The organism is Pseudomonas sp. B1(2018) (genome assembly GCF_003097365.1).
GTDB lineage: Bacteria > Pseudomonadota > Gammaproteobacteria > Pseudomonadales > Pseudomonadaceae > Aquipseudomonas > Aquipseudomonas laurylsulfatiphila.
Window position 1 is genome coordinate 1 of the sequence record NZ_PYUK01000028.1, and the last position, 26,664, is coordinate 26,664.

20 protein-coding genes and 1 pseudogene are annotated in these 26,664 nt (G+C 62.1%); 15 read left to right on the top strand and 6 right to left on the bottom strand.

Features of this window, described 5'->3' with window-relative positions:
* Positions 1 to 52: 52 nt before the first annotated feature.
* The 5 genes and pseudogenes from C9422_RS32705 to C9422_RS33030 form a co-directional block, all read left to right on the top strand.
* Positions 53 to 679 (top strand): hypothetical protein, encoded by a 627-nt coding sequence (locus tag C9422_RS32705; RefSeq protein ID WP_371924941.1) that lies wholly within the window; start codon positions 53 to 55, stop codon positions 677 to 679.
* Positions 680 to 809: 130 nt separating this feature from the next.
* Complete coding sequence (locus tag C9422_RS29615; protein ID WP_116583083.1) at positions 810 to 1,652, top strand: DUF6502 family protein; 843 nt, start codon at positions 810 to 812, stop codon at positions 1,650 to 1,652.
* On the top strand, positions 1,649 to 3,271 hold the full coding sequence (locus tag C9422_RS29620; RefSeq protein WP_116583084.1) for a DUF5666 domain-containing protein: 1,623 nt from the start codon (positions 1,649 to 1,651) through the stop codon (positions 3,269 to 3,271). The genes C9422_RS29615 and C9422_RS29620 overlap by 4 nt, the downstream gene beginning before the upstream one ends.
* 102 nt (positions 3,272 to 3,373) lie before the next feature.
* The gene (locus C9422_RS29625) at positions 3,374 to 4,123 is read left to right on the top strand and encodes a hypothetical protein (RefSeq protein WP_116583085.1); all 750 of its coding nucleotides are present in this window, start codon (positions 3,374 to 3,376) and stop codon (positions 4,121 to 4,123) included.
* A gap of 300 nt (positions 4,124 to 4,423) precedes the next feature.
* A pseudogene (locus C9422_RS33030) lies at positions 4,424 to 4,873 on the top strand (hypothetical protein); the annotation flags it as partial.
* 923 nt (positions 4,874 to 5,796) lie between these two features.
* Here C9422_RS33030 and C9422_RS29640 read toward each other — a convergent pair.
* Together C9422_RS29640 and C9422_RS29645 are read right to left on the bottom strand one after the other, a co-directional pair.
* Complete coding sequence (locus C9422_RS29640; RefSeq protein ID WP_116583088.1) at positions 5,797 to 6,003, bottom strand: co-regulatory protein PtrA N-terminal domain-containing protein; 207 nt, start codon at positions 6,001 to 6,003, stop codon at positions 5,797 to 5,799.
* 90 nt (positions 6,004 to 6,093) lie between these two features.
* A complete protein-coding gene (locus C9422_RS29645) occupies positions 6,094 to 6,747 on the bottom strand; it encodes a hypothetical protein (protein ID WP_116583089.1) in 654 nt (217 codons plus the stop codon).
* A gap of 419 nt (positions 6,748 to 7,166) precedes the next feature.
* On the opposite strand from C9422_RS29645, the gene C9422_RS32110 reads away from it, so the two are divergent.
* The 7 genes from C9422_RS32110 to C9422_RS29675 all read left to right on the top strand — a co-directional run bounded on the left by C9422_RS32110 (position 7,167) and on the right by C9422_RS29675 (position 14,784).
* Positions 7,167 to 7,547, top strand: a complete 381-nt coding sequence (locus C9422_RS32110; protein ID WP_133249047.1) for a hypothetical protein — start codon at positions 7,167 to 7,169, stop codon at positions 7,545 to 7,547.
* A gap of 214 nt (positions 7,548 to 7,761) precedes the next feature.
* Positions 7,762 to 8,112, top strand: a complete 351-nt coding sequence (locus C9422_RS29650; protein ID WP_116583090.1) for a BON domain-containing protein — start codon at positions 7,762 to 7,764, stop codon at positions 8,110 to 8,112.
* A 637-nt stretch (positions 8,113 to 8,749) separates the two neighbouring features.
* Complete coding sequence (locus tag C9422_RS29655) at positions 8,750 to 10,000, top strand: OprD family outer membrane porin (RefSeq protein ID WP_116583091.1); 1,251 nt, start codon at positions 8,750 to 8,752, stop codon at positions 9,998 to 10,000.
* 160 nt (positions 10,001 to 10,160) lie between these two features.
* On the top strand, positions 10,161 to 11,522 hold the full coding sequence (locus C9422_RS29660; protein ID WP_007971242.1) for an MFS transporter: 1,362 nt from the start codon (positions 10,161 to 10,163) through the stop codon (positions 11,520 to 11,522).
* Between the two features lie 86 nt (positions 11,523 to 11,608).
* A complete protein-coding gene (locus C9422_RS29665) occupies positions 11,609 to 12,583 on the top strand; it encodes an AraC family transcriptional regulator (RefSeq protein ID WP_095967115.1) in 975 nt (324 codons plus the stop codon).
* Positions 12,584 to 12,679: 96 nt separating this feature from the next.
* Positions 12,680 to 13,786: an NAD/NADP-dependent octopine/nopaline dehydrogenase family protein gene (locus tag C9422_RS29670; protein WP_116583092.1), complete on the top strand. Its 1,107-nt coding sequence runs from the start codon at positions 12,680 to 12,682 to the stop codon at positions 13,784 to 13,786.
* Positions 13,786 to 14,784 carry a 3-hydroxybutyryl-CoA dehydrogenase gene (locus tag C9422_RS29675; protein ID WP_116583093.1) on the top strand — a complete coding sequence of 333 codons (999 nt, stop codon included), beginning with the start codon at positions 13,786 to 13,788 and terminating at the stop codon, positions 14,782 to 14,784. The genes C9422_RS29670 and C9422_RS29675 overlap by 1 nt, the downstream gene beginning before the upstream one ends.
* A gap of 123 nt (positions 14,785 to 14,907) precedes the next feature.
* Here C9422_RS29675 and C9422_RS29680 read toward each other — a convergent pair whose 3' ends face one another.
* The 3 genes from C9422_RS29680 to C9422_RS29690 all read right to left on the bottom strand — a co-directional run bounded on the left by C9422_RS29680 (position 14,908) and on the right by C9422_RS29690 (position 17,730).
* Positions 14,908 to 15,825, bottom strand: coding sequence for an MBL fold metallo-hydrolase (locus C9422_RS29680; protein ID WP_116583094.1), 918 nt, complete (start codon positions 15,823 to 15,825; stop codon positions 14,908 to 14,910).
* Positions 15,826 to 15,903: 78 nt separating this feature from the next.
* The gene (locus C9422_RS29685) at positions 15,904 to 17,106 is read right to left on the bottom strand and encodes an NAD(P)/FAD-dependent oxidoreductase (RefSeq protein ID WP_116583095.1); all 1,203 of its coding nucleotides are present in this window, start codon (positions 17,104 to 17,106) and stop codon (positions 15,904 to 15,906) included.
* 231 nt (positions 17,107 to 17,337) lie between these two features.
* Positions 17,338 to 17,730 (bottom strand): response regulator transcription factor, encoded by a 393-nt coding sequence (locus C9422_RS29690; protein ID WP_116583096.1) that lies wholly within the window; start codon positions 17,728 to 17,730, stop codon positions 17,338 to 17,340.
* Between the two features lie 324 nt (positions 17,731 to 18,054).
* On the opposite strand from C9422_RS29690, the gene C9422_RS29695 reads away from it, so the two are divergent.
* Complete coding sequence (locus C9422_RS29695; RefSeq protein ID WP_116583097.1) at positions 18,055 to 18,990, top strand: LysR family transcriptional regulator; 936 nt, start codon at positions 18,055 to 18,057, stop codon at positions 18,988 to 18,990.
* A gap of 10 nt (positions 18,991 to 19,000) precedes the next feature.
* Here the strand turns inward: C9422_RS29695 and C9422_RS29700 are convergent, their stop codons facing one another.
* The gene (locus C9422_RS29700) at positions 19,001 to 20,029 is read right to left on the bottom strand and encodes a GlxA family transcriptional regulator (RefSeq protein ID WP_256590044.1); all 1,029 of its coding nucleotides are present in this window, start codon (positions 20,027 to 20,029) and stop codon (positions 19,001 to 19,003) included.
* A gap of 293 nt (positions 20,030 to 20,322) precedes the next feature.
* Between C9422_RS29700 and C9422_RS29705 the strand changes: the two genes are divergently transcribed.
* The gene (locus tag C9422_RS29705; protein WP_116583098.1) at positions 20,323 to 20,994 is read left to right on the top strand and encodes a response regulator transcription factor; all 672 of its coding nucleotides are present in this window, start codon (positions 20,323 to 20,325) and stop codon (positions 20,992 to 20,994) included.
* Positions 20,995 to 21,078: 84 nt separating this feature from the next.
* Positions 21,079 to 26,589: an ATP-binding sensor histidine kinase gene (locus C9422_RS29710; protein ID WP_116583099.1), complete on the top strand. Its 5,511-nt coding sequence runs from the start codon at positions 21,079 to 21,081 to the stop codon at positions 26,587 to 26,589.
* Positions 26,590 to 26,664: the final 75 nt, after the last annotated feature.

Genomic DNA, 26,664 nt, shown 5'->3' on the forward strand with positions numbered 1-26,664 from the left:
CGGGTGGACCGAAGAGACGCACGCGCCCTCAGTGAGTCCATAACCTTCGAGGATCTTCACCCCGGTCCGGCCTTCGAACGCCCGGAAAAGTTCGACCGGCAACGGCGGCGGTGGTGGAGGCCACGGTGGCAACGGTGGTGGCGGTAACGGTGGTGGAGGCGGTGGCAACGGCGGTGGCGGTAATGGTGGTGGAGGCCACGGTGGCGACGGCGGTGGCGGTAACGGTGGTGGAGGCCACGGTGGTAACGGCGGTGGCAACAGTGGAGGCCACGGTGGTAACAGCGGTGGCAATGGCGGCAACAGTGGCCATAGCGGCAGCGACCATGGCAATGGCAATGGGAATTCGGGCCATGCCGGTACCGGAAACTCGAACTCCGGTCGCAGTGGTACCCATGCAGAAGCGGGTGACGATCATGGTGTCCACGCAGGCGGTGAGCCGGGTGATGATCATGGCGTTCACGTAGGCGGCGAGCCGGGTGACGATCATGGCGTTCACGTTGGCGGTGAGCCAGGTGACGATCACGGCGTTCACGTTGGTGGTGAGCCCGGTGACGACCATGGTGTTCATGTCGGCGGCGAGCCGGGCGACGACAAGGGTGTTCACGCGGGCGGCGAACCGGGTGACGACAATGGCGTTCACACTGGCGGCGAACCCGGCGACGACAACAGCCGGACCTGAAGCGGCCTGATGCCCCATGCAAAACCCGGGAGACCGGTTTTGCATGGGGGCACGCAAAAAAAACAGCCTGCATTCATGGGATTATTTCCCACGCAGCTATACTGGGGTTAACTATCCGGGAATGCGCTGAATGCAATCATCTACCTTGCCCACCTCGCTCCTCAAAGCCCTGCGCCATGTCATGCGGCCGCTGGTACGTCTGATGCTGCGCAAAGGCGTCACGTACCTGGTTTTCGCTGACCTGCTCAAGGAGGTGTTCGTCGATGTGGCGGACCGAGAGTTCCGTCTGGACGACAAGGCACCGACCGACAGCCGCATCAGCCTGCTCACCGGCGTGCACCGCAAGGACGTACGGCGTTTGCGCAACAGCGGCGACCCCGCCACTTCCACGCTTCCGGAAAACATCACCTTCGGTGCGCAACTGGTCAATGCCTGGACGCGCGCACCCTTCTGCAACGACGCCGGCCAGCCATTGCCGCTGCCTCGTTTGGCCAGCGTCGGCGGCGACCGCTCCTTTGATGCCCTGGTGGCGAAGGTCAGCACGGACATCCGGGCGCGGGTGGTGCTGGACGAATGGCTGCGCCTGGGCGTCGTGCGCCTTGACGAGCAAGAGCGTGTGCACCTCGAAGCCCAGGCCTTCGTGCCGCAAAAGGGCTTCGATGAGAAAGCGGCTTACCTGGGGCACAACCTGCACGATCATGCCTGCGCAGCGGTACACAACTTGAGCGGCGAAGGTCCGGCCTTTTTTGAACGCAGCGTCCACTATGACGCACTGGCCCCGATGAGCGTCGAGGCGCTGCGCGAGGCCGTTGCCAGCGAGGGGATGCAGGCCCTGTTGAGCTTCAACCGACTCGCCGCCGAGCTGGAATTTCGCGACCTGCCCAGCCCCGAACCGCGTCAGCGCATCACGGTCGGCCTGTACTTCTACACTGAAACTTCCGATCCCAACTCACCGACGGCTCCCAAGCCATGACTGTCAATCTGCGCCTGATTCGAGCAGCCGCCCTCGCTCTGGGCCTCGGGCTTCCGATTGTGTTGCAAGCCGCGCCGGCCTGTGTCAGCCAGAATGAGGCGGGCAGCAGTGAAGTGCCGCTCATGGAGGCTCCGGGTGGCACCGGCGGTACGGGGGCGGCGCCTGGCGGCATGGGCGGTACGGGCATCGGCACCGACAACGGCGGGGTGGGCGGTACCGGCGCGCCCCTGAACAAGCGTCCAGGCGGCATTGGCGGCACCGGTGCAATTGCCGGCGGCGTGGGTGGCACGGGCATCAGCAACGACAACGGCGGTATCGGCGGCACCGGCATTGTCGGCACCATCACCGGGTTCGCCTCGATCTGCGTCAATGGCGTGGAAGTGCACTTCAACAAAAACGTGCCTGTCAGCGAGAACGGCATTGCCGCCACCAGCACCCGCCTGGCAGTAGGCCAGGTGGTTGCCGTGGAGGCGTTCAATTCCCGGCGCGGTCTGGAGGCCGGACGCATTGCTATCCTGCATGTCTACGAAGGCCCTCTGACAGCCCTGCCCAGAGACTCCATGCCCATGCGCGTCATGGGCCAACCGGTACGCCTGGCCAACGGTGCTCAAGTCGCTCCCGGCCTGCGTGCGGGTGATCCCGTACGGGTCAGCGGGCTGCGCGATGCCCGGGGTGAAGTGGTGGCCAGCCGCATCGACCGCGCGCCCGGCCTCAAGGAGGCCAGCGCCATCGGCCCGGTCGATCGCAGCGGTTATCTGCAGGGGCTCAAACTCGGCAACCATCCGGGACCGGCGCAGGAAATGCTGGTGCGTGGCCAGTGGTCGGGCCGCGAGCTGGAGGTGAGCCAGAGTCGCCCCGACCCGAGCCTGCCTTTCATTGGCCGGGCGCACAATGCAGTGATCGAGGGCCTGGTACAGGGTCGGCAGGACCGTCGCCTGGTGGTGGGTGGCTTTAATGTGACGATGGCGAGCGACACCGTGTTTGTCGGTGTGCAGTCTTCGCAGCTGACACTGGATCGACGCGTGCGGATCACCGGCGTGTTCAGCGGCGCACGGGAGGTACAGGCCACGCGTATCGAATTGCCTCGCGAGCGTTCCGATTCACCAGCCGGCAACCGGCACGGGCAACTTCGAAACAGTGAGCAAAACACGGACGACTCAAGTGGCTCGGGCCATTCGGGCAGCTCGGACGATTTCAACAACTCCGGCGACTCGAGCGGCTCAAGCGACTCCAACGGCTCCGGTCACTCGGGGGATTCGGGGAACTCGGGCAGTGACAGGAGCGGCCGCTCCGAGAGCGTTGTCGACGATACTCGCCACGGGGGCAATGACAGTCATGGTGGTGGCGACAATATCGAACGCGTGGACGTGGACAAGTCCGGCAAGTCAGAGCGTGTCGAGAAGGTCGAGCAATCCGGCAAGGTCGAGAGAGTGGAGAGGGTAGAGAAGGTAGAGAAAGTCGAAAAGGTCGAACGTCCGGAGAAAGTCGAGAAAGTCGATCGGCCAGAAAAGGTTGAGAAAGTTGATCGGCCGGAAAAAGTCGAGAAGGTCGAAAAAGTTGAAAAAGTTGAAAAAATCGAGAAGGTTGAAAAGGTCGACCGCTCTGGCAAGTCGGGATAAACCGTGAAGGCATGATGCACTTGCGCCATAAGTCACTAGGCTGTGTTAGTCACGCAACAAAGCCTGCGTGTGGACTTCGATGACGCAAGACACGAGGTGAACATGGACCCCAAGCGCATCCTGCTCATCGGTTGGCTGGCCAGCCTGGCCTTGCCGGCCCTGGCCGATACCTTCTCGACCTCGATCGGAACCGACTACTCCCGGGGCGATTATGGCACCGGCACTACTTCCGAAACCTGGTACGTCCCGCTGGTGGGCAAATACGAAACCGGTCCCATGACCTACAAGCTCACTGTGCCCTGGTTGCGCATCACCAATCCTTCGGTGGGCCCTGACGGTGAGCCGTTGCCCGGCGGTTGCGGCAAAGTGGAAAGCGGTCTGGGCGACACTGTCGCCGGTGCCGACTACGCCGTGCTTGACGGCAACATTGGCGGGCTGTTCGTTGACCTGATCGGCAAGGTCAAGTTGCCCACCGCCGACGAAGACAAGTGCCTGGGCACCGGCAAAACCGACTACTCCGCCCAGGTCGATGTCGCCAAGGCCTTCGGCCGGGTGACCGGGTTCGCCACCCTGGGCTGGAAAAAATACGGCGATCCGTCGGGCTCCGATTTCGACAACCCGATATTCGCCGGCCTCGGTTTCGCCATGCCCGTGTTCGCGCGCACCACGGCGGGGGTGTCTTACGACTGGCGGCAGAAGGTCGTCTCCACGGGCGACGAGATCAAGGAACTCACTCTCTTCCTCACCCACAAGCTCAATCAGAACTGGAAGTTTCAGTTATATGCCGTCAAGGGGTTTTCCGATGCCAGCCCGGATGGCGAGGCTGGACTGGTGTTCACCCACACCTACTGATACCCGCCTGTTTCCCGGCCCTGATGGGTTTCGTCGCCTCAACCCGGGCCTGCGCCTGCTTCAGTCCGGATGTTCGGTCGTTGACACAGGGGCTGACAGGCCTACTCTAAAGATGTGGGAATATTTCCCACGCACAGATGCCGACTGGCTCTGAAGGATCGTTCGGAACCGCAGTTGCTTGTTTTTGCTGCAAATTAATGGCCGTGCCGGTTGGCTGGCCGCTCCAATGGGCGGCCGGGAACTCACTGGACATTGCGTTCGATACGGACATGACTACGCAACTCCAAGCGGAGGTGCATCATGCTTCTCAAAAAATGTTTGTTGGCCCTGGCAATTGGCGCAGTCCTGTCTGCATCGACTGTGCTGGTGCCCGATTACGTCGGTAGCTTCTCCAGCGTGCATGCCAAAGATGGCGGCAGCGGTGGTGGCGGTAACGGAGGCGGTGGCGGTCACGGTGGTGGCGGCGGTGGCTCCGGAGGCGGCGGTCATGGTGGTGACGGCGGAGGCGGCCACGGTGGCAGCGGTGCTGGTGGTAGCGGTGGCGGCGGCGCTGGTGGTAGCGGCGGCGGTGGCTCCGGCAATGGAGGCTCCGGAGGCGGTGGTCACGGTGGTAATGGCGCAGGCGGTAACGCCGGCGGTGGCCATGGCGATGGTGGCGGCGATGGTGGCGCAGGACATGGCGGCATGGGGCGCGGTGATGCTGACCATGGTGGTGTTGCCGGAAACGCAGGCCCAGGCAATGCACGTGGCGACAAGGCTGACAAGGCTGACAAGGCTGATAAGGCTGATAAGGCTGACAGGGCCGATAGGGCTGACAAGGCCGATAGGGCTGACAAGGCCGATAGGGCTGACAAGGCTGATAGGGCTGACAAGGCCGATAAGGTTGACAGGGCTGACAACAATGCCGCGGATGCAGCCAGGGATGCTGCCAAAAATGACGCAGATGCAGCCAGAGACGCTGCCAGAGCTGATGCAGACGCAGCCCGGGATGCTGCGAGAGCGGATGCAGATGCAACCAGAGATGCCGCCAGAGCTGCGGCGGATGCTGCTCGTGACGCTGCAAAAGCTGCAGGTGTAGCGGGTGCAGATGCAACCAGAGATGCTGCGAGGGCCGCTGCAGATGCCGCCCGGGACGCTGCCAAGGCAGATGCAGATGCAGCCAGAGATGCAGCCCGGGCTGCTGCAGATGCTGCCCGGAACGACGCCAAAGCTGATGCGAACGCGGCCAGAGAGGCGGCCAAGGCCAAGGCGAGGGAAGCCAGAGAGGATGTGGCGGATGCCCCGGACGCTCCAGATGCCGAGGATGCTCCAGACGCGCCGGATGTCGACGTGGTTGAGGTACAGAACTAGGCCTGCACGCTACGCAACGTCAGGCATACCCGTAGAAAACGTCCCGGGAATTTGAAGGACGTATCGAAAAAAGTCGCAAACCCTGCAGGGTTTGCGACTTTTTTTTGGTCGTTCACGTAATGGCGGGGAACACCGATACCTGTAGGAGCTGCCGCAGGCTGCGATCTTTTGATCTTGCTTTTGCGATCAGAAGATTGCTGAAGATCAAGATCAAAAGATCGCAGCCTGCGGCAGCTCCTACACGGATATTTCGTTATTTGTGTACCCCGGGATTCCGTGAAGTCCCTTTTTTGCCATCGTGTTGCGCGGTCGCGCTACACCGATCAGCCGTTGGTGCGATTGCTTGCCTTGGCCTTGCTTTGAGCTACAGCGGCTTCAGCCTTCTGCTTCTGCGCAACCTGGAAGGCTTCCATCGAGACCTTGCGGGCCGATTCCATGCGATTGAATGTCTTGTCACCACCACCGGTGGCCATCGCCAGAGAAGAAGCGGTCAGAGCGGCGATGACGAAGAGAGCTTTCATGGATTTCATTTGGATATCCTCAAGTGAGAAAGTGAGATGGGTAAACAGTTAAAAACGGAATTCATTGGCAAAGGCTGAACGGGCTTGTTCAACCTGACTTCACCAGCCAGCCAGAGCGGCGTTCCCGGTTCCCCAGGTGCCTTGCTCCATACGGCCTTCAGCGTTTTTGTTTTTCGCCCAGACGGTGAGCAGCACCATCATTCCAAAGCCACCGACGATGAGAACCGGATAGGCTGCCAGCAACTCGACCAGCGAGTATTTCCAGGCCAGCGGACGACCGACACCGAGCATGGCGGCATAGAACCACGACACACCAGAGAGCGCGCCGGAAAACAGCGCCAGCATGCGCAAGTTGAAAGAGAGTTTGAGTATCGAACCGGCTTTCTTCAGTGCCGGCAATACAGCGCTATGCAACAGGAAACCATTAAAGGTCAACAGCACAACGATGCCGATTTTGGCTTGCAACTTTGGATTGAGGAAATATTCCATCCCCTTGCCGGCATAATCTATTCCGACAATAGCAATGCCCGTAATCCAAAGCGCTACCAGTGCAAGCGATACGGTTTTTTGAAGGCTTTCCAGATGCGCGTCATCATGGTGACCCGACACATCCCCCTTCAGGAGTTGCTTGACCATTGCAATGTCACTGGTCAACACAAGCCCGATTGCCACGCAGCAGGCGATAAGATGGAAATATACAACGCCCAGGCGAATATATTCCGCGGCTGGCGAAGTCAGTATACCAAGTTCCATGATTACCTCTTTGTACTCTTAGTGGATCAACATGACTTCAGCACGGCTAGTTGAATTTATCCGTTGCTGACTGCAGTCAGGATCCAGCAATTTCTATTATTTAATCTTGCGGCGTTGTGCTGCGAAGAAAAAAGCGAGTTTAGCGAATGAACTTTTTGATCATTCGGTTAGTTCCATTTTCAGGTAACAAAAAACCTCATTCGCACTGGGCGTCTATATGAGGTTTAACTTCCGCTTCTTGAGTCAGCTGAGCATCGGAGCCCGTGTGACCTGTTGCGTATTCTGAACGAAAAAATCCGTCTGCGTTCATTTTTTGATCAATTTTGCTGACCAACGGCAGTGCCGAAACTGGTCGCATATTGCTATCACCGGAGGACGCAGCCAGCACCATGACTGGCTTTCGGCGAGTCGGGAGGCGCATGAAAGCCCCGTCGATTTTTTCGTCTTTTTTTCCATATTCCAGGGTAAAAATCGGGGGTTATAAGCCAATCGGCCATCAAAAAAGCCCTGGTCGGGGTAAAAAACCAGGTCAATGCACTGCCATTTTTCCCTCGAAAAAAGCACATTCCGGACAGTTGATTGCGTCGTGCGATGCACCTTCTTCCTCCGGCAATGTTTGCGGGTGTGAGAGGGCGCCCGACCACGACTTTGGTTTGAAGAATAAAAATGTGCAGGTTTTTGAGCAAACTTTTCGCATTAACACGGCGGTCAGCACCGCCCGGGAGGGCGTCAGTGAAACCCATGAGGTATTGGCGACAGGTAGCAATCGGCCAAGCAAGGACTGTTTGGAGGCTCTATAGGTATTGCGCCTGACACAAAGCGACCAGGGCGGACGTTCACGGGGACAGCGCTCTGACCGCAGGCAACGGCCGTACTATAATTAATGTCTGTCAATGTTTGTGTGGCGAGCGCTCCAAAACGAATCAGGTATCCATAGCGTTCACCTGACAGGCAGAGGGCAGCACAGCAAAAGGGATGGACAATACGTCTGATTACTCGAGAGAGGGTTCAGCCATGAAAATTCACTCCTTCCAGCATTACTCTCATGGTCTGGAAATGGCCGTTCACGATGCATGGATTACCGCCAGGGTGAAGTCGGCCCTGGCATTTTCCGATCCGACCCTTAGCCTGCATATCAATGTCAAAACCCATGCGGGCATAGTGGGGTTAAGCGGCCGCGTCAACACTCATAGACAGTGTGAACAGGCCATTGAACTGGCCCGTTCGGTTCATGGTGTCGCCGAAGTCGATGCCAGCGACCTGCAGACCCATGTGTTCACGCCAGGGACCTTTCCAGAAGCGCCCAACGCCGAAGAGAGCACTGAGCGCCGGCCACAATCGTCGACAAAGATGGACGACCAATGACAATGGCAACTTTGTAGGCGCCGCGCTCCCAGTCGGGAACCGGGAGCGCAGGGAAGCTGAATGCCTGTGTACCCCAGAGTGAAACGCCCATGGTTTCGTGGACATTTGCGACTGGCTGCTCAGGCCGTTCTCTGCCTGTCATCCAAGGGCTGCATCAGGCTGCGTAATTGGAGAATCGCCTGCGCAATCGGGGAGGTTGGCAGGCAGCGCAATCGCTAGTTTAGGGCCCATCCAACAACAAGACCTCGCTATAGGAAGGCTTATGCAATACAGGCTTGCCATCTCGCTCTGTGTGCCCTGCGCGCTTGAGTCGACTAAGGGAAACCTTTAGCCGGGTTGAAGTTTTCCCCCCAACGGATGCTGTTCATCTCGATATCGGCGCGGCGCCTACTGACTTACCTTGGGTAGACAAGAGGAGTGTCGTCTTGGCTGGCTGCTGCATTGAGCCCGCCTGGCGTCTTACCCCATAACAACAATAGGCCTGACAATGCTCGAACCCATCGTTCTTTATATCCCTGATGCAATTCGCCTTCCTGCGCAGGAAGGCTCGGTGTTCGGTTGCCGGCATTTTTAACTTTTAGTTCGAATCTGCTCCTATAAATACAGTGCCCAGCACATACAGATGTGGAGAAGTTAGATGCTTCAGGTAAAACAATCTTACCGTGGGCTTGGTATTGCCGGCGTATTGGGAATGATCTGTTCGCCGTTGGCAGCCTATGCCGATGTTGTCGATGATAGTCACTTGAAAGTGGATACGCGTAACTTCTACTTGCACCGTAATTACACCAATAACAATGCGCCGGTTTCTGAAGTGCATAGTTGGTCTCAGGGGTTCGATGCACAGTTTACGTCCGGTTACACCGACACGGCCCTGGCGATCGGCCTTGATGTGGATGCGCAATACGCAGTGCGCCTGGATTCATCGGGCAACGATGGTTCGCTGCCTTACAGCGTCAGTGACCAGCAGACGGCGGATGACTACAGTCGCGCCGGTGCAACCTTCAAAATGCGCTACAGCAAGACCGAGTTGAAGGTCGGTGACCTTCGCCCTCAATTGCCGGTGGCGTACGATGACACCAGTCGGCAACTGGATACGATCTATCAAGGGGCGGTGGTCGAGTCCAGGGAAGTCGATGGATTGACGATGACCGGTGGCCGGTTCTGGTCTGCCGTGACACGGGAATCTTCCAACCACGAGAAACTGTACAAGTTTGGCTCCACCGATAATCTCGACAGTGACGGCCTGGACTTCGGCGGCGCCACTTACGACATTACCAAGAACCTGCAAGCCAGTTATTTCTATGGCGTGTTGCACGATATTTATCAGCAGCACTATTTCGGCCTGATGCATATGGCTGACTTGGGTAATGGCTACAAACTCAAGACCGACTTGCGCTACTTCAATAACAATGAAGATGGTAGTGCCTTGAACGGTGAGATCGACAACCGTTCCTACGGTGGCTTGTTCACCTTGCTCAAAGGCGCCCACATGTTTGGCCTCAGTTACCAGCGCATGCTCGGTGAAAGCGTGTTCCCGACGATGAACGGTTTTATCCCGCAACCTTATCTGGTGCACTGGTCGTCCCTGGGGTTTGTCCGCCCGGATGAAAAGTCCTGGGGCGCGCGCTACAGCTATGACTTTGCCGGGATGGGCATGCCGGGGCTGAAGCTCTACACCCGCTACATCAAGGGAACCAATTGGGACCGTGGCGCCAACCTGAGCGACAACCAGGAAAGCGAACGCTTCCTGGGGCTCAGCTACGTGGTGCAGAGCGGGGCGCTGCAAGGCCTGGGGCTGGACCTGCGCAACATCGACGTGAAACAGAAGTACGGCTACGACTACAACGAATTCCGTTTCGCCACGACCTACACCTGGAAGTTCTGGTAAGCCCGGTCCACCGGGAGTTTGACCCCATAACAATAAGAGGCCTGACCATGTTCGAACCCTTTGTCCTTTACCTCTGCCCCGCAACTTCCCAGTCGGTGCGCAGCGCACCGTCACCCGGCGCGCTGCGCCCATGAGCGGATTCCAAGAGGAGCAAACACTAGTGAATATCCAGGTCGATAACGCGGTCCTGCAACAGCAGAAGAAGAAAACCTACATTTACGAGTGGTACGTGGTCGGCCTGTGCATGATCGCCTACATCTTTTCATTTGTGGATCGGCAGATCCTGGCGCTGATGATCGAACCGATCAAAGCCGACCTGCAGATCAGCGACACTCAGTTCAGCTTGCTGCATGGGCTGGCCTTTTCGTTGTTCTACGCCTTCATGGGCATGCCCATCGCCTACCTGGCGGATCGCTTCTCCCGGCCGAAGATCATCGCCGTCGGCGTGGTGTTCTGGAGCCTGGCGACGGCTGCCTGCGGCATGAGCAAGAACTTCCTGCACATGTTCCTCGCCCGCATTGGCGTCGGTGTCGGCGAAGCGGCCCTGTCGCCCTCGGCCTACTCGATGTTCAGCGACATGTTCCCCAAGGAAAAACTTGGCCGCGCCGTGGGCATCTACTCGATCGGCTCGTTCGTCGGTGGTGGCCTGGCCTTCCTGGTGGGTGGCTATGTGATCGCGATGCTCAAGGACATGAACACCATCGAAGTCGCCGTTCTCGGTGCGATGAAGGCCTGGCAACTGGCGTTCTTCATTGTCGGCCTGCCCGGTATCGTGGTCGGCCTGTTGATCTGGCTTACCGTGCGCGACCCGGCGCGCAAGGGGCTGCAGGTCGATGCACAGGGTCAGGCCAAGAAGGTTGCGATGAGCGATGGCTTGCGTTTCCTCGGTCGTCACCGTGCCACCTTCACCTGCCATTACCTGGGCTTTTCGTTCTACGCCATGGCCCTGTTCTGCATGATGAGCTGGAGCCCGGCGCTGTACATCCGCAAGTTCGGCCTGTCGCCAATGGAGGCCGGCTACATGCTCGGCACCGTGCTGTTGGTGGCCAATACCGCAGGCGTGCTGTTCGGCGGATGGCTCACCGACTACCTGGCCAAGAAAGGTCATCAGGATGCCGCCATGCGCACCGGCGTCATCGGTGCTCTCGGCATGGCGGTGCCGGCCGTGCTGTTCCCGCAAGTCGATCAACTGTGGCTGTCGGTGACGCTGTTGGTGCCGGCGATGTTCTTCGCTTCGTTTCCGATGCCGGCGTCCACGGCGGCGATGCAGATCCTCGCGCCGAACCAGGTGCGCGCACAGGTCTCGGCGGTGTTCCTGCTGATCAGCAATCTGCTGGGCCTGGGCCTGGGCACCACGCTGGTGGCGCTGTTGACCGACCGCTACTTCGGATCGCCTGCGGCGGTGGGGTCGTCGATGTCGCTGGTGATCGCCGGTGCATCGGTGTTGACGGTGCTACTGCTCTGGCGTGGCTGCCGTCGTTTTCGGGAAAGCTATGCCCGGGAGTATCCGACCCGGGCCTGATTGGTCATAGTCCACGTTCGGCGCCCCGGCCTCGCTCCTTTTGAAGGGGGGCGGGGCCGAGGTGCTTCAGGACAGGAGAACCCGTGATGTTGAATGATGTACACCTGCTGGAACGGCACAGCCTGCTCAGCTCGGCCGATTACCGCGAGATCAAGGACAAGGTCAGCCAATACCTGTGCCCCCACAGCTTTAACGTGCTGCGTGACGAGCCCATCCACACTCGGCTCAACGGGGTGTTTTTCGGCGATTCGGCACTGCTCGACCTGCGCTATGGCGCGCCGGTGGAGATCACCATCGGCGACATTGCCGATCAGTACCTGTTTCGCATTACCTTGCAGGGGCACTGCGAAGTGGCCCACGGGCGGCGCAGCGCGGCGATGCAGTCGGGCTACCTGAGCGTTTCCTCGCCGTTCGCGCAAAGCCGCATCGTCACCGATGGCGAGTGCCGCAACCTGATCCTGCGCGTCGACCGTGATGCCCTGGAGACACAATTGCAACGCCTGCTCGGCCGCAGCCTGCGGCAGTCGGTGATCTTTGATGTCAGCGTCGACCACCTGGGCGCGGGCGTCGTCAGCCTCTATCACACCCTGGACTACATCTGCCGGCTGTACGGCAGCGGCGTGGACGGTTCGCGTCTCGCCAGCGGCTTGTCCGAATACCTGATGCAACTGCTGCTCACACAGCTGCCGCACAACTACTCGGCGGACCTTTTGATCGACTCGCGCGCGCCGCTGCCGCACCACGTGAAAAAGGCCCGTGACTACATCGAGGAACACCTCGACGAACCGATCAGCCTGACGACCTTGAGCGAACTGTGTGGCGTCTCGGTGCGCACCCTGCAAAACGGTTTCAACCAGTTCCTTCAGCAGGCACCGGTCGAATACATCCGTGACCGTCGCCTGGCGGTGATCCACGAGTCGCTCAAACAGGGCAGGGCCGGTGAAACCGTCACCGATATCCTGTTGCGTCACGGCATCAACAGCTTCGGACATTTCTCCAGCGCTTATCGGCAACGCTATGGCTGTCTGCCGTCGGACACCCTGCGGCGGCAGAAGCATTGAGACCCCTGCGCAATCCGTCAGTCGGCTGCGCAATCGGATAAGTGCGCGACGGTGCGGCTCGATAGGATCGAGTCACTGACAAAAAGGAGTATCTGCATGAATATTACTGTGCTGGGTGGTGGTCACGGCTGTTACGCCGCTGCTGTCGAAATGGCTGAAAAGGGGCACTCGACCCGCCTGTGGCGTCGAGACTCCACCGCGCTCAAGGAGCTGCTGGCCATCGGCAGCCTGACCATCAAGGACTACAAGGGCACTCGCCAGTTGTCCGTCGGCCAGCAGGGCGACAAGCTGTCGTTCACCGACGACCTGGCCGAAGCCCTGGGCGATGCGCAGCTGGTGATCATCCCGCTGCCGTCGACCTCCCACGAAGACCTGGCCAGACATGTTGCGCCGCACCTGCACGACGGTCAGGTGGTGTTCCTGCCGCCGGGCACTTTCGGCAGCTTCGTGTTCGCCAAGGCCATGGCCGATGCGGGCAACCGGAGCAAGGTCGCCTTCGCTGAAACCGGTACGTTGCCGTATCTGGTACGCAAGCATGGCGCCAGCGACCTGGTGATCAGCGGTTACGCCACCCGCCTGCCAACCGGCGTATTCCCCAGCAACCTGTCCGAGCATGCTTTTGCGGTACTGCGCGAGGCCTATCCGAGCGTCGAGCCGATTGAAGACGCCCTGAGCGGTGCGTTGATGAACGCAGGCCCGATCATCCATCCGCCGCTGATCATGATGAACGCCGGTCCCCTGGAGCATTTCGAGGCCTGGGACATTCATAACGAAGGTACCCAACCGTCGATCCGCCGCGTGACCAACCAGCTCGATGCCGAGCGCATGGCCGTGCGCGAAGCACTGACCTACGGCGCGCCGCACTTCCCTCTGGCCGACCACTACAACACCACCGAAGGCGATGAGTGGATGTACGGTCGCGGTGCCCACGGCAAGCTGACCGACAGCGGCGACTGGCGCGAAGACATCGACCTGCAGAAGCACCGCTACATGCTCGAAGACACCCGCCTGGGCCTGTCCTTCCTGGTGTCCGTCGGTCGCTGGGCCGGTGTTCCGACTCCGGTCGCGCAGGGTCTGCTGAGCATTGCTTCGGTCGTCGCTGCACGGGATCTCTACGCCGAAGGCCGCACCCTGGAAAACCTCGGTCTGGCCAAACTGAGTCGAGCGCAGATGACCGAACTGCTGACCAAGGGCTACAACTGATGAACGCCGCGCAGCCCCAGGTCAGCGTGGTCGGCGCCGGCCGTATGGGTGAGGGCATTGCCCTGGCGTTCATCCATGCGGGCTTGCCGGTCACCCTCATCGACATCAAGGATCGCTCCGAGGAGGAACGGCACGGCTACTTCGAGCGTGTGCGCAACAACATCCGCAGCGAATTGCAGATGCTGGTACGCCTTGGTGTGCTCGAGGGAGATCAGGCGGACATCGCGATAGCCCGGCTGACGGTGCAATCCCGGTCCCAGGCCGCGGCGACAATGCCTCAGTGCGACCTGGTGTTCGAAGCGGTGCCGGAGGTCATCGCGGTCAAGCAGGAGACCTTCGCCTGGGTCAGCGAGCATGTCCCGGCGTCGACCATCATCGCCTCGACGACGTCGACGTTTCTCGTCACCGAGTTGAGCGAAATGGTCAGCACGCCTGCGCGCTTCGTGAACGCGCACTGGCTCAATCCCGCATACCTGATGCCGCTGGTGGAAGTCAGCCGCAGCGAAGCGACCTGCCCTCAGGTCGTCGAGCGGCTGCTGCAACTGCTCAAGCGGATCGGCAAGGTGCCCGTGGTGTGCAATCCGGTGGCTGGCTACATCGTGCCGCGCATTCAGGCATTGGTGATGAACGAAGCCGCACGGATGGTGGAGGAGGGCGTGGCCAGCGCAGAAGATATCGACACCGCAGTGCGCGTCGGCTTCGGGCTGCGCTTCTCGGTGCTGGGCCTGCTTGAATTCATCGACTGGGGCGGCGGCGACATTTTGTACTACGCCTCGCGCTACCTGAGTGGAGCGCTGTCACCGCGCTTCGAATCGCCACAGGTGATCGCCGACAACATGCAAAACGGTCGCAATGGCTTGCGAGATGGCCAGGGTTTCTACGACTACCGTGACATGGACGTGGAAGCCTACAAGCAGCAGCGTCTTGGCGATTTTGTCCGCAAGCTGCAATTGTCGGGTTTGACGCCAGCGTTCGATGGCGCCTTGAAGCAGGCCTGAGCCTCAGGGCCCGGATGCCGGGCCCTGACTACATGGGGTTGCAGCGGGGGCCTTCGCCCGCTCTCAGTCGATCCAATTGCGTAATCTGAGCAGGCCAGGCGCAGGCCTGATACCAGCAGTCGATCAATAATCCCAGAAGGCTGCAATCCAGCGGAAAGCGTCACCGTCGACCGCCACTCGGCCGACCGAGGGGAAGGGCAGGTGGGTGGCGACGAACAGCTCGCCGCTCGCCGCCGCTTCCTGTAGCAGGCGGACTCGAACGCGAACCGATTCCTCGGGATCGTGTTCGAAGCCGTTGTGCCAGTCGGGATGATCGAAGGCCACCGGGAACAGGGCGTCACCGGCGAAGGTCAGGCGCTCGCCGCCGGAGGTCACGTAGACCACGCAGTGCCCGGGCGTGTGGCCGCCGGTGAGTTTGGCGACCACGCCCGGTGCCACCTCATGCTCATCCTCGAAGATCTGTAGCTTGCTGTGGTACTGCTCCATGAACTGGTTGGCGGTTCTGCGCAGGACGTCCGGCACCGGTTGGGGCATCGAGGTCTGGGAGAAATCGGGGGTTGTCCAGAAGTCGACTTCGGTGGCCGTGACGTGGATGCGCACGTCGGGACGCAGGCGGTTCTTCACCTCATCGACGAGCAGCCCGCCGATATGGTCCATGTGCATGTGGGTGATCACCACGTCGGTGATGGACGCGAGGTCGATACCGGCGGCCTCCAGTCGCTTGGGGAACTGCCCGGCTCGTGGAAAACCGGGGAACTGGCCGCCCAACCCGGCGTCAACCAGGACGGTCTGCTCGCCGCTGCGCACCACCAGCACGTTCAGTGCCCAGTCGAACATGTCCGGTCCGAGGTACATGTCCTTGAACCAGGCCGCGCGGGCAGCCGGGTCGGCGTTGGTGGACATGGTTTCGGTCGGCAGCGGCAGCACGCCATCGCTGACCACCAGTACATCAATCTCGCCGAGCCGCAGTGCGTAGCGCGAAGGCACCAGTTCCTCGGCATCCGCTTGCTGCCGTGGGAAGGATTTCAGTGGCATGGTCATGGTCGTTCTCCTATTGCTTGGGTCGAATGCATCAGGCGAATGTCGCTCTCGCGACGGCAGGAAAATGGCGCGAGGTGTTCAGGCCACCGGGATCAGGGGGTCGGCTGCGGCCAGGGCGGTGCGCCGGTCGGGGGCCGGGGGGTAGATCCACAGGGTGTTGATTTGCGTCTTGAGTTCCTTGGCTTCTTCCTTCACCAGCTTCAGCTGACGATCCCAACCTTCGGTGTACACCGCGCCCCAGGCACCCAGGTCCAGGCAAGTCACGTACTTGGGCTGGCGGTAGGGGGTCGGGGGGACGCCCAGCAGGTCGGCGGCGGCGTTGTTGCCGGCGTGGCGGCCCAGGCTGATCGCGTGCTGGCAGGACATCGCGGCGAAATTGCCGATATCGTCGGTGGCCGCGTAGGCCACGTCGCCTGCGGCGAACACGTTGTCCTGGCCACGGACCTTCAGGTGGCCGTCAACGTGCAGACGGCCCTGGCCATCGCGCTCGCCAGTGAGCTGTTCGGTGAGGGGACTTGCGCGGAAACCAACGGTCCAGATCACCGTGTGGCTCTCGATGTGTCGGCCGTCGGCGAGGGTTACGCCGTTGGCGTCTACCGAAGCGACCGTTGCGCCGGTGATCCACTCGATGCCCAGCGCTTCGGAGGCCTCGACGATGGAAGGACGAATGCCGTCGCCCATGGCGGCGGCGATGCGCTCACCGCGATCGACGATAATCACTCGTACCTCCTGGTCGGCACCCAGCACGGCGCGCAGGCGGGCGGGCATTTCGGTGGCTGTCTCGATGCCGGTGAAGCCGCCGCCGGCGACCACCACCGTGTTGCGGGCGCGGCTGGCAGGTTGATTGCCGAGCGACATCAGATGACGCTCCAGGCGAGCGGCAGACTCGATCTGGTCAACGTCGAAGGCGTGCTCGTTCAGGCCCGGCACCGGGGGACGTGACAACCGACTGCCGGAGGCCAGCACCAGCCTGTCGTAGGGCAGTTCGGCAGGGCGGCCGGCCTCGTCGCGATAGCCGACGCGGCGGGTCTGCTCGTCGATGCGTTCAGCGGTGCCTTTGACGAAGCGCACGTTCACCGCGTCGAGCAGGGCATCCAGCGGGGCGAACATGCTATGCACATCGGCTTCATAGAAGCGCGGGCGAATGCGCAGTTCGGCTTGCGGCGCCAGCAGGGTGATCTCCACATCCTGGCGGTCATGCATGTCCAGCAGGCGGGCGGCGCTCAAGGCACTCCACAGACCGCCGAACCCCGCGCCAATAACCAGAAGTTGCTGTTTCATGATGTGCTCCTGACTCGAATGAATGAAACTTGAAGCAGTGGCCTCAAGCTCGACGTGACAATGAATGGCTGCCACGAAAGACAAGCGGTGTTGTTCTGTTTCCAGTCGTCCGCTGTGGATTCATGCTATGGGAGCGAACTTCGGGGTGCACTTCTCCATCGGTGTGCGGGAATTACGCATCCGTTGAAGAAAGTTATACGAAGGTATCGGTCAGGAATCTGGCCAGGGTATTCAGTGCACTTGTCGCAAGGCGGCTTCGACACAAGCCAGTAACTGTTCGGCTGCGAACGGTTTGGGCAGGCAGGCGATCACCCCGGGCATGCCCGAAGTGATGCGCGGATTCTCGCCCGGGTAGGCGGTGATGAAGATCACCGGGATGTGCAGGCCGCGGGCGCGCAATGCCTCATATAGCTCAACGCCACACATGCCGGGCATCTGGATGTCGGAGATCAGACAGTGGGCGTTCGCCGGACCGTCGGAGTCGAGGAACTCGCGGGCCCCGTCGTAGGTGCGCGCCTGGTAGCCAGAGGCACGTAGAAGGCCTTCCAGGGCAGTGCGAATGGATTCGTCGTCGTCGACGACTGCAATGACAGCCCTGTTGCGGATTTCAGTCTGTTGCATCATGTGGGGCACTCGTGGCGGCGCCTGCCGTACTTGCAAGATACGCCGTCGCCTGAGTCGGAAAAGTATACCTAGGTATAAATGAACAAGACTTGAGTGTGGAAATCCTGACTGGAAGTCGGGTGCTCGGGAGAACTGTCGCGCAAAGTTCGAGAGGAGAATACGCAAGTATAAGTTCGAGCATACAAGGGATGCTTTCATTGGCCTCATGTACTAAAGACTCGCCCGGCTTGCCTGAATACGCTGCAATCACATCGCAGACCCCGAACACATATTCGGTTGCGACGAGGCGCTGTTCGAATCCAACTTCACCAGGCGGGTGTTCAAATGAACAGAAACGATCTGCGGCATGCCGACATCAATTTGCTGGTTGTCTTCGAAACCATGATGCGTGAGCGCAACGTCACCCGGGCGGGCGAACGCCTGTTCCTGGGTCAGACCACCATCAGCAGCGCATTGGGGCGGCTTCGTTCCATGTTCGATGATCCGCTGTTCATCCGCACCGGGCGGGTGATGGAGCCCACGGCCCGAGCCGAGGAAATCCACGCACGACTTGCACCTGCGCTCGAAGGTATTGCCCTTGCCCTGAGTTGCAGCCAGGCGTTTGATCCGGGCACCAGCGAAGCATCTTTCCATGTCGGGCTCTCCGACGATGTCGAGTACGCGCTGCTGCCAGGATTGATGAAACACCTGCGCATCGAGGCGCCCAACGTCACGCTGGTGGTCCATCGGGTGGATCAGTGGCAGTTGCCGCAGTTGCTGGTCAGCGGGGACATCTCCGTGGGCATTAGCCTGACCGGGGACCTGCCGGCGAGCTCCCGTTGCCGCCGTTTGCGACCCATGCAGTCGATGTTGCTGCGTGCCGACTCGGCGGTTGGGCCCGTAACGCTGGAGGAGTTCTGCCGGCGCCCGCATGTGGTGGTCTCCACGCAGGGACATGTGACCGACGATGTCGACCGCGCCCTGGCTCGCCATGGTCGTCAGCGCCGTGTGGTTCTGACGGTCCCCCAGTTCAGCGTTTTGCCCGCACTGCTGGACAGCAGTGACCTGCTGGCTATCGTGCCTGACTATGTGGCCCAGGCGATGGTCCGCCTGGAAGGGCTGCGTGTCGATTACGCGCCGCTGCCCCTGTCGAGCCCGGACCTGTCCATGGCCTGGCGTGGCGCCAGCCATGCGGACCCGCGCGAGCGCTGGTTGCGCGCCTGCTTCGCGCGCTATCTGGCGCAGCAGCCGGAGCGCCCGGTGGTGCTGGCCGTGGCCTGAGGGCGGGGCTTCAGCTTTCACGGGTAAACCGGCTGCGGTACTCGCGCGGCGAAATCGTCAGGTGACGCTGGAAGGTGGTGCGCAGTCTTTCCTCGTCGGCGAATCCGCAGGCGCGGGCGATCTGCTCGATGTTGCGCGGCGAGGTCTCCAACAGACGCTTCGCCGCCTCCAGGCGGAACAGCTCGATGGCCTTGGCAGGCGGGCGCCCGGTATGCCGCTTGTAGACCCGGGAGAAGTTACGCAGGCTCATCTTCGCCTGTTTCGCCAGGCGCTCCACGGTCAGCTTCGGGTCGTCCAGGTTCTCGGCCAGCCACAGGTGCAATTCGTCGAATACCGAACTGTCCTGCGCCTGCATCTGCAACAGTGTGCTGTATTGCGCCTGTCCACCCGGACGCTTGAGGTAGACCACCAGCTCGCGGGCCGCCTGCATGCTGACCTCGCGGCCGCAGTCCGCCTCCACCAGGGCCAGTGCCAGATCGATGCCGGCGGTCACGCCCGCCGAGGTCCATACCGCGCCCTGCTGGATGAAGATCGCGTCGGCGTCCACCTCCAGGGCGGGGAAGCGCTGTTGCAGCGCGTCGCACATGGCCCAATGGGTGGCGGCGCGGCAGCCGTCGAGCAGGCCGGCCTTGGCCAGCAGGAAGGCGCCGCTGCAGACCGAGGCCACGCGGCGTGCGGTGGGCGCTTCGCGATGTAGCCACGCCACCAGCTCGACGTGGCTGTCCAGGGTCTGGCAGATATCGGGAGCACCGGGAACGACGAGGGTATCGATGGCTGCGAGATCGAGCTCGCCAAGCGCACAGGTGTCCACCGCCAGCCCCTCGACGGTGTTCACCAGGCCGCCATCGAGACTCGCCGTGCGCAGCCGGTAGCCGGGCAACCCGCGCTGGGAGAGCGCCTTGCTGGCTGCCCAGAACACTGTCTGTGCGCCACTGAGATCGAGCAGGCCCATCTGCGGGTAGGCGACGAACACCACTTCACGCTGGCTCGTCCAGGACTGGTGGTGTGTCGAGTGGTGCAGGGTGGGGGCGTTCGTCATGGAATCCTGCCTGTTCGAATGGCGGCTGAGCCAGGGCCTGCAAGGGGAGTTTTCAAGCACACGCGGCTGGCCGTTTTTCAGGGGTTTCTGGCCTAACGCCGGCTTGCATCGGCGTGGTAGCTTTGCTCGCAGCTCAAGTCATTGCGCCACCGTGCGCGTGTTGACGCCGACTCCCGAAAACACCGCCCCGGTTGCGGATGACCGTTTGGCTGGCGAATTGCTGCGGGTGTCATCATGGACTATCTTTTTTGACCTGCACACCGCCCATGATGCGGTCCCGCTAAGGAGGCAAGATGACTTCGTGGTCGAATCCCAACCCGCCGCAAAGCCCGCGGGGTCCCAAGGAACCGGTGGTCTATGTGGTCGATGACGATGAGTCCATGCGTCTTGCGCTCGATGGGTTGTTGCGCTCGATCGGTCTGCAGGTCCAGACCTTCGAATCCTCTCAGGATTTCCTCACTTTTGCCAAACGCGACGTGCCCGGTTGCCTGATCCTCGATGTGCGCCTGCGCGGCGAAAGCGGCCTGGCATTCCAGGAGCAGATGGAGAAGAGCGGCGTTCGCATTCCCATCGTGTTCATGACCGGCCATGGCGACATCGCCATGACGGTCAAGGCCATGAAGGCCGGCGCGGTGGACTTCCTGGCCAAACCGTTCCGTGATCAGGACATGCTTGACGCCGTCGCCAGTGCCCTGGCCCGTGACAGCGAACGCCTGCTCGCCGAGCAGTCAGGCGCGGCCCTGCACACCTCCTTCAAGGCGCTGACTCAAAGAGAGCGCGAGGTCTTGCGCTTCGTGGTGGCGGGGTTGATGAACAAGCAGATCGCGGCGGAGCTCAACCTGAGCGAAGTGACCGTGAAGGTCCACCGCGGCCAGGTGATGAAGAAGCTGGGCGCGCGTTCTGTTGCCGACCTCGTGCGCATGGCCGAAACGCTGGGCGTCGAACCTGCGCGCCGGGCAACCTGAGCGGGGCGCGCGCCCAATAGCCAAACACGCCGCAGGCCACCCTTCCGAGCGGCACCAGAAACTTCATGAACGGTGCCCGTGCCGATGGCGAGCAGACAGCAGATCTTGTGGGACGATGGCGAGCGGGTGTTCTCCCGCGTTCAGCGCTTGGGGCAGGGCGGTGACAGTGAGTTGCGGGTGCAGCCGTCCGCTGAACAACCGCTGCCCGCGACCCTCGACCGACTGGCTCACGAGTACAGCCTCAAGGATGACCTGGACAGCACCTGGGCCCTGCGGCCACTGGCGCTGACGCGCGAAGGCGGGCAGACGCGCCTGCTGCTCGACGACCCTGGCGGCGAACCACTGTCGCACCTGTTGCTGAGCCCTCTGGAGGTAGAGCCCTGTCTGCGCCTGGCCATCAGCATTGCCGAAGCGCTGCGCCACTTGCACCAGCGTGGCCTGGTGCACAAGGATCTCAAGCCCAACCACATCCTGGTCAATTGTCGCGACGGCCAGACACGGCTGACCGGTTTCGGCCTGACTTCCCGGTTGCCACGCGAACGACAGGCACCCGAGCCACCGGAGACCATCGCCGGCACCCTGGCGTATATGGCGCCCGAGCAGACCGGGCGGATGAATCGCTCCATCGATTCGCGCAGCGATCTCTACGCCTTTGGCATCACGCTCTACCAGATGCTCACTGGCGTCCTGCCGTTCAGCGCCAATGACCCGATGGAGTGGGTGCACTGTCACATCGCGCGCAAGCCGCTGCCACCCTGCGAGCGGGTGTCCGGTGTGCCGCTCATGCTGTCGCAAGTCGTCATGAAACTGTTGGCCAAGACTGCCGAAGAGCGTTACCAGAGTGCCGCCGGGGTCGAGCACGACCTTCGCCGGTGCGTGGACGAGTGGCAGCGCGATGGGCGCATCGAAGCATTTTCCCTGGACGAGCAGGGCGCGACCGACAGGTTGCTGGTCCCCGAGAAACTCTACGGTCGCGAGCGCGAGGTGCAAATCCTGGTCGAGGCCTTCTCGCGCATCGTCAATAGCAGCGCTCCGGAGTTGGTGTTGGTGTCCGGGTACTCCGGAATCGGCAAGTCCTCGGTGGTCAACGAACTGCACAAGGTACTGGTGCCGCCACGCGGGCTGTTCGCGTCCGGCAAGTTCGACCAGTACAAACGCGACATCCCCTACTCGACCCTGGTGCAGGCCTTCCAGGGCCTGGTCCGCACGCTGCTGGGCAAGAGCGACGAGGTGCTGGCTGACTGGCGCAGCACGTTGCTGGAAGCGCTGGACCCCAACGCCCGGCTGATGACCGACCTGATTCCGGAGCTGAAGCTGATCATCGGCGAGCCGGCGCCGGTGCCGGAGTTGGAACCGCAACAGGCGCAGCGGCGTTTCATGCTGGTGTTTCGCCGATTCATCGGTGTTTTCGCTCGCGCGGATCACCCCCTGGCGCTGTTCCTCGATGACCTGCAATGGCTGGACGCGGCGACCCTCGACCTGCTCGAAGACCTGCTGACCCATTCGGAACTGCGCCACCTGATGCTGGTGGGCGCTTACCGGGACAACGAGGTGGATGCCAGCCATCCGCTGACCCGCAAGCTCCAGTCCATTCGCCATGCCGGCGTGCGCGTCGATGAGATCAGGTTGCTACCGCTGGCCCGGGCGCACATTGAACAGCTGATCGCCGAGGCGCTGCGTTGCCCTCCACCCGGCATCGTGGCCCTGGCCCGGCTGGTGCAGGACAAGACTGCTGGCAACCCGTTCTTCGTCATCCAGTTTCTTCAGGCCCTGGCTGAGGAGGAGCTGCTGAGCTACGACCATACGGTGCGCCGGTGGCGCTGGGAACCGGAGCGCATACACGCCAAGGGGTACACCGACAACGTCGTCGATCTCATGGTCGGCAAGCTCGCGCGCTTGCCAGCGGAGACCCGGCAGGCGCTTCAGCAGCTGGCGTGCCTGGGCAGCGTGGCGCAAATCGACACCCTGGCTACCGTGCTGGACCTGACGCCGGTTCGGGTCCATGCGGTGCTGTGGGCGGCGGTGCGCCAGGAGTTGGTCGTGCAACTGGAGGGTGCCTGTGCGTTCGTCCACGACCGAATCCATGAAGCCGCCTATTCGCTGATCGCTGACACTTCCCGGGCTGAGGCGCACTTGCGGATCGGCCGGATCCTGGCCGCGCAGACGCCAACGGAACGGCGCAAGGAAGCCATCTTCGAGATCGTCGGCCAACTGAACCGTGGCGCCAGTCTGATGAACGCGCGCGGTGAGCGTGAGCAACTGGCCGAGTTCAACCTGCTGGCCGGTCAGCGCGCCAAGGCTTCCACTGCCTATGCCTCGGCGCTGGCATATCTGGGAGCCGGCGCTGAGTTGCTCGACGAGGATGGCTGGGAGCGCCGCCACGAACTGCGCTTCGCCCTGGAGCTCAATCGCGCGGAGTGCGAGTTCCTGACCGGTCAACTGGCGCTGGCCGACGAGCGCCTCACCGCGTTGGCGGAGCGCGCTACGACCACGGTACATCGCGCGGCGGTGGCCTGCCTGCAAATGGACGTCTGCCTGCTGCTCGATCGCAGTGACCGTGCGGTAGGGGTGTGCCTGGCGTATTTGCGCCAGGTCGGTATCGATTGGTCATTCCATCCGGACGACGAGGAGGTGCGCCGCGAGTACGAGCAGATCTGGATACAGCTGGGCGAGCGCAGCATCGAGCAGCTCATCGATCTGCCGCTGATGGAGGACGCGGCCTCGCTGGTCACCCTCGACGCCTTGAGCAAGCTTTTTGCACCGGCTCTGCAGACCGACGCCAACCTGGCCTGCCTGACCATTTGCAAGGCGGTCAGCCTGAGTCTGGAGCGCGGCAACTGCGACGCTTCCTGCGTGCTTTATGCCAACGTCGGGCGGGTGGCCGGTCGGCGCTTCGGCGACTATCAGGCGGGCTACCGATTCGGCCGTCTGGGCTGCGAATTGGTCGACCGGCGTGGCCTGACACGATTTGAGGCGAGCACCTACCTGTGTTTCTCGATGTTCGTTGCGCGCTGGATGAGACCGGTGCGCGAGTGCCGGGAATTGCTGCATCGCGCCTTCGTCGCGGCCAATCGGGTCGGCGACCTGCCTTATGGCGCCTATGCCGGCAATGGCCTGATCTCCGACCTCCTGTTCATCGGCGAACCGCTGCAGGAAGTACAGGGCGAAGCCGAGCACGGCCTGGCCTACGCGCAGAAGGTGCACTTCGGTCTGGTCATCGACTTCATCAGCACCCAGCTGGCGTTGATCCGCATGCTGCGGGGACAGACTCCGGTGTTTGGCTGCTTCGACGATGGCCAGTTCGATGAAGCGCGTTTCGAGGCGCACCTGGGCAGCACGCCGGACCTGGCGCTGGCAGCGTGCAAGTACTGGGTGCGCAAACTGCAGGCACGCTACCTGGCCGGTGACTACGCGGTGGCGGCAGACTGCGCGGCGCAGGCCAAGGCGCTGATGTGGATCGCTTCGTCATTCTTCGAGGAAGCCGAGTACCACTTCTACGCGGCACTGACCCTGGCCGCCCGTTTTGATCCCGACTCCTCCGGGGAGCCGGCTGCGCAACTGCAGGCGTTGGCGGAGCACCATAGCCTGCTGCAAGTCTGGGCGCAGCAGTGCGCGGAAACCTTCGCTTGCCGGGTTGCACTGGTGGGCGCCGAAATCGCACGCATCGAGGGGCGTCTGATCGAGGCGCAAATGCTTTATGAGCAGTCCATTCAGTTGGCGCAGGATAGCGGCTTCGTCCATCTGGAAGCGCTGGCCAACGAGCTCGCGGCGCGCTTCTACGGCGCGCGCGGCCTCGGCAAGATCGCCCGGCTGTACCTGCAGGATGCTCGCTATGGCTACCTGCGCTGGGGCGCCGACGGCAAGGTCCGGCAGTTGGAGGGACGCCACCGGCACTTGCGCAACGAGGAGCCGGCCCCCGGCCCGACCACTACCATCGCTACTCCGGTGGAACACCTGGACCTGGCCACGGTGCTCAAGGTTTCCCAGGCGGCCTCGGGAGAGATCGTCCTCGAAAAGTTGATCGACATGGTCATGCGCACGGCCATCGAGCAGGCCGGCGCGGAGCGTGGCTTGCTCATTCTCGCCGAGGCCGGCGAACCGCGCATCGCGGCCGAAGCCGACACTGGTAATGGCACCACACAGCTGCGCGATGGGCCGGTAAGCGCGGCCGCGCTCGCGGAGTCGGTGCTCTACCAGGTGCTGCGAACCGGGGAGAACCTGTGCCTGGAGGATGCCTCGACCGACCCCGCGTTCGCCGCCGACCCCTACATCCACCAGCGCGGGGCGCGGTCGATCCTGTGCCTGCCGCTGATGAATCAGGCCAAGCTCACCGGCGCGCTCTACCTGGAGAACAACCTCGTGGCCGGCGCGTTCAGTCCGGCGCGAATCGCCGTTTTGCGGCTGCTGGCGTCGCAGGCGGCGATCTCGCTGGAGAACGCGCGCCTGTACCGCGATGTGGCCGAACGCGAGGCGAAGATCCGCCGACTGGTGGACGCCAATATCATCGGCATTATCGTCTGGAGTACCAATGGCGAGATCATCGAGGCCAACGATGCCTTCCTGCGCATGGTTGGCTACGAGCGCGACGACCTGGTTTCCGGGCGTGTACGCTGGCACGACATGACCCCGCCGGAGCGGCGCGCGGAAAGTGAAGAGGCCCTCGCCACGGCCGTGCGCACCGGCCGTGCACGACCCTTCGAAAAGGAGTACATCCGCAAGGACGGCTGTCGCCTGCCGGTGATCGTCGGTTTGGCTGCCTTCGAGGCCAGCGTGCAGGAAGGGGTGGCCTTCGTGCTCGACCTCACCGAACGCAAACAGGCCGAGGAGCAGGTCCGCGATGGCGAGCGGCGCTACCGCGAGGTGCAGACGGAACTGGCTCATGCCAACCGTGTAGCCACCATGGGGCAACTGGCGGCGTCCATCGCCCACGAAGTGAACCAGCCGATCGCCGCCACGGTGACCAATGCCAACGCGGCCTTGCGCTGGCTGGACGCGCAACCGCCGGAACTGGGCGAGGTGAGCCAGGGGCTGGGGCGCATCATCAAGGATGCCAATCGTGCAGCGGATGTGCTGGGGCGCATTCGTGAGCTGATCCGCAAGACGCCACCGCAGAAGCAGCCGGTGGACGTCAACGCGGCGGTGCGCGAGATGGTCGAGTTCACCCGCGGCGAAGCCGTCAAGCATGGCGCTGTGGTGCGTACTCGGCTCGCCGACGGTTTGCCGCAGGTGAATGCAGACCGGGTGGAGCTGCAGCAGGTGCTGCTCAACCTGATCATCAACGCCCTCGAGGCCATGGGCGGCGTGCCCGATGGGGAGCGTCACCTGCTCATCAGCACCGGGCACGAGCCGGACGGGATGCGGGTGACGGTCGGCGACAGCGGGCCAGGGTTCGCCGCAGAAAGCGCCGAGCGGGTCTTCGCGCCGTTCTACACCACCAAGGCCACCGGCCTGGGCATGGGCTTGTCGATCTGCCGCTCGATCATCGATACCCATGGCGGTCGCCTGTGGGCCAACGCGAACCTGCCGCGAGGTGCGCTGGTGCAGTTCACACTGCCGGCGCATCCCGCAACGGGCGCGGCGCTTGAGCTTGAGTGAAGCGATTCGGGGGAAAAGGTCCGGAGCAGCAGCCTCCGGATCTTTTCGCCTGCAACTGCTCTGCGTTACCACGGT

Excerpts from the sequence above, each read along its gene's own strand:
- C9422_RS29690 (WP_116583096.1), bottom strand. The coding sequence starts at position 17,730 with ATGATGCAACAGACTGAAATCCGCAACAGGGCTGTCATTGCAGTCGTC.
- C9422_RS29650 (WP_116583090.1), top strand. The coding sequence starts at position 7,762 with ATGAAAATTCACTCCTTCCAGCATTACTCTCATGGTCTGGAAATGGCC.
- C9422_RS29680 (WP_116583094.1), bottom strand. The coding sequence starts at position 15,825 with ATGACCATGCCACTGAAATCCTTCCCACGGCAGCAAGCGGATGCCGAG.
- C9422_RS29675 (WP_116583093.1), top strand. The coding sequence starts at position 13,786 with ATGAACGCCGCGCAGCCCCAGGTCAGCGTGGTCGGCGCCGGCCGTATG.
- C9422_RS29615 (WP_116583083.1), top strand. The coding sequence starts at position 810 with ATGCAATCATCTACCTTGCCCACCTCGCTCCTCAAAGCCCTGCGCCAT.
- C9422_RS32110 (WP_133249047.1), top strand. The coding sequence starts at position 7,167 with ATGAAAGCCCCGTCGATTTTTTCGTCTTTTTTTCCATATTCCAGGGTA.
- C9422_RS29685 (WP_116583095.1), bottom strand. The coding sequence starts at position 17,106 with ATGAAACAGCAACTTCTGGTTATTGGCGCGGGGTTCGGCGGTCTGTGG.
- C9422_RS29640 (WP_116583088.1), bottom strand. The coding sequence starts at position 6,003 with ATGAAATCCATGAAAGCTCTCTTCGTCATCGCCGCTCTGACCGCTTCT.
- C9422_RS29620 (WP_116583084.1), top strand. The coding sequence starts at position 1,649 with ATGACTGTCAATCTGCGCCTGATTCGAGCAGCCGCCCTCGCTCTGGGC.
- C9422_RS29710 (WP_116583099.1), top strand. The coding sequence starts at position 21,079 with ATGGCGAGCAGACAGCAGATCTTGTGGGACGATGGCGAGCGGGTGTTC.
- C9422_RS29705 (WP_116583098.1), top strand. The coding sequence starts at position 20,323 with ATGACTTCGTGGTCGAATCCCAACCCGCCGCAAAGCCCGCGGGGTCCC.
- C9422_RS29625 (WP_116583085.1), top strand. The coding sequence starts at position 3,374 with ATGGACCCCAAGCGCATCCTGCTCATCGGTTGGCTGGCCAGCCTGGCC.
- C9422_RS29655 (WP_116583091.1), top strand. The coding sequence starts at position 8,750 with ATGCTTCAGGTAAAACAATCTTACCGTGGGCTTGGTATTGCCGGCGTA.
- C9422_RS29700 (WP_256590044.1), bottom strand. The coding sequence starts at position 20,029 with ATGACGAACGCCCCCACCCTGCACCACTCGACACACCACCAGTCCTGG.
- C9422_RS29665 (WP_095967115.1), top strand. The coding sequence starts at position 11,609 with ATGTTGAATGATGTACACCTGCTGGAACGGCACAGCCTGCTCAGCTCG.
- C9422_RS29645 (WP_116583089.1), bottom strand. The coding sequence starts at position 6,747 with ATGGAACTTGGTATACTGACTTCGCCAGCCGCGGAATATATTCGCCTG.
- C9422_RS29695 (WP_116583097.1), top strand. The coding sequence starts at position 18,055 with ATGAACAGAAACGATCTGCGGCATGCCGACATCAATTTGCTGGTTGTC.
- C9422_RS29670 (WP_116583092.1), top strand. The coding sequence starts at position 12,680 with ATGAATATTACTGTGCTGGGTGGTGGTCACGGCTGTTACGCCGCTGCT.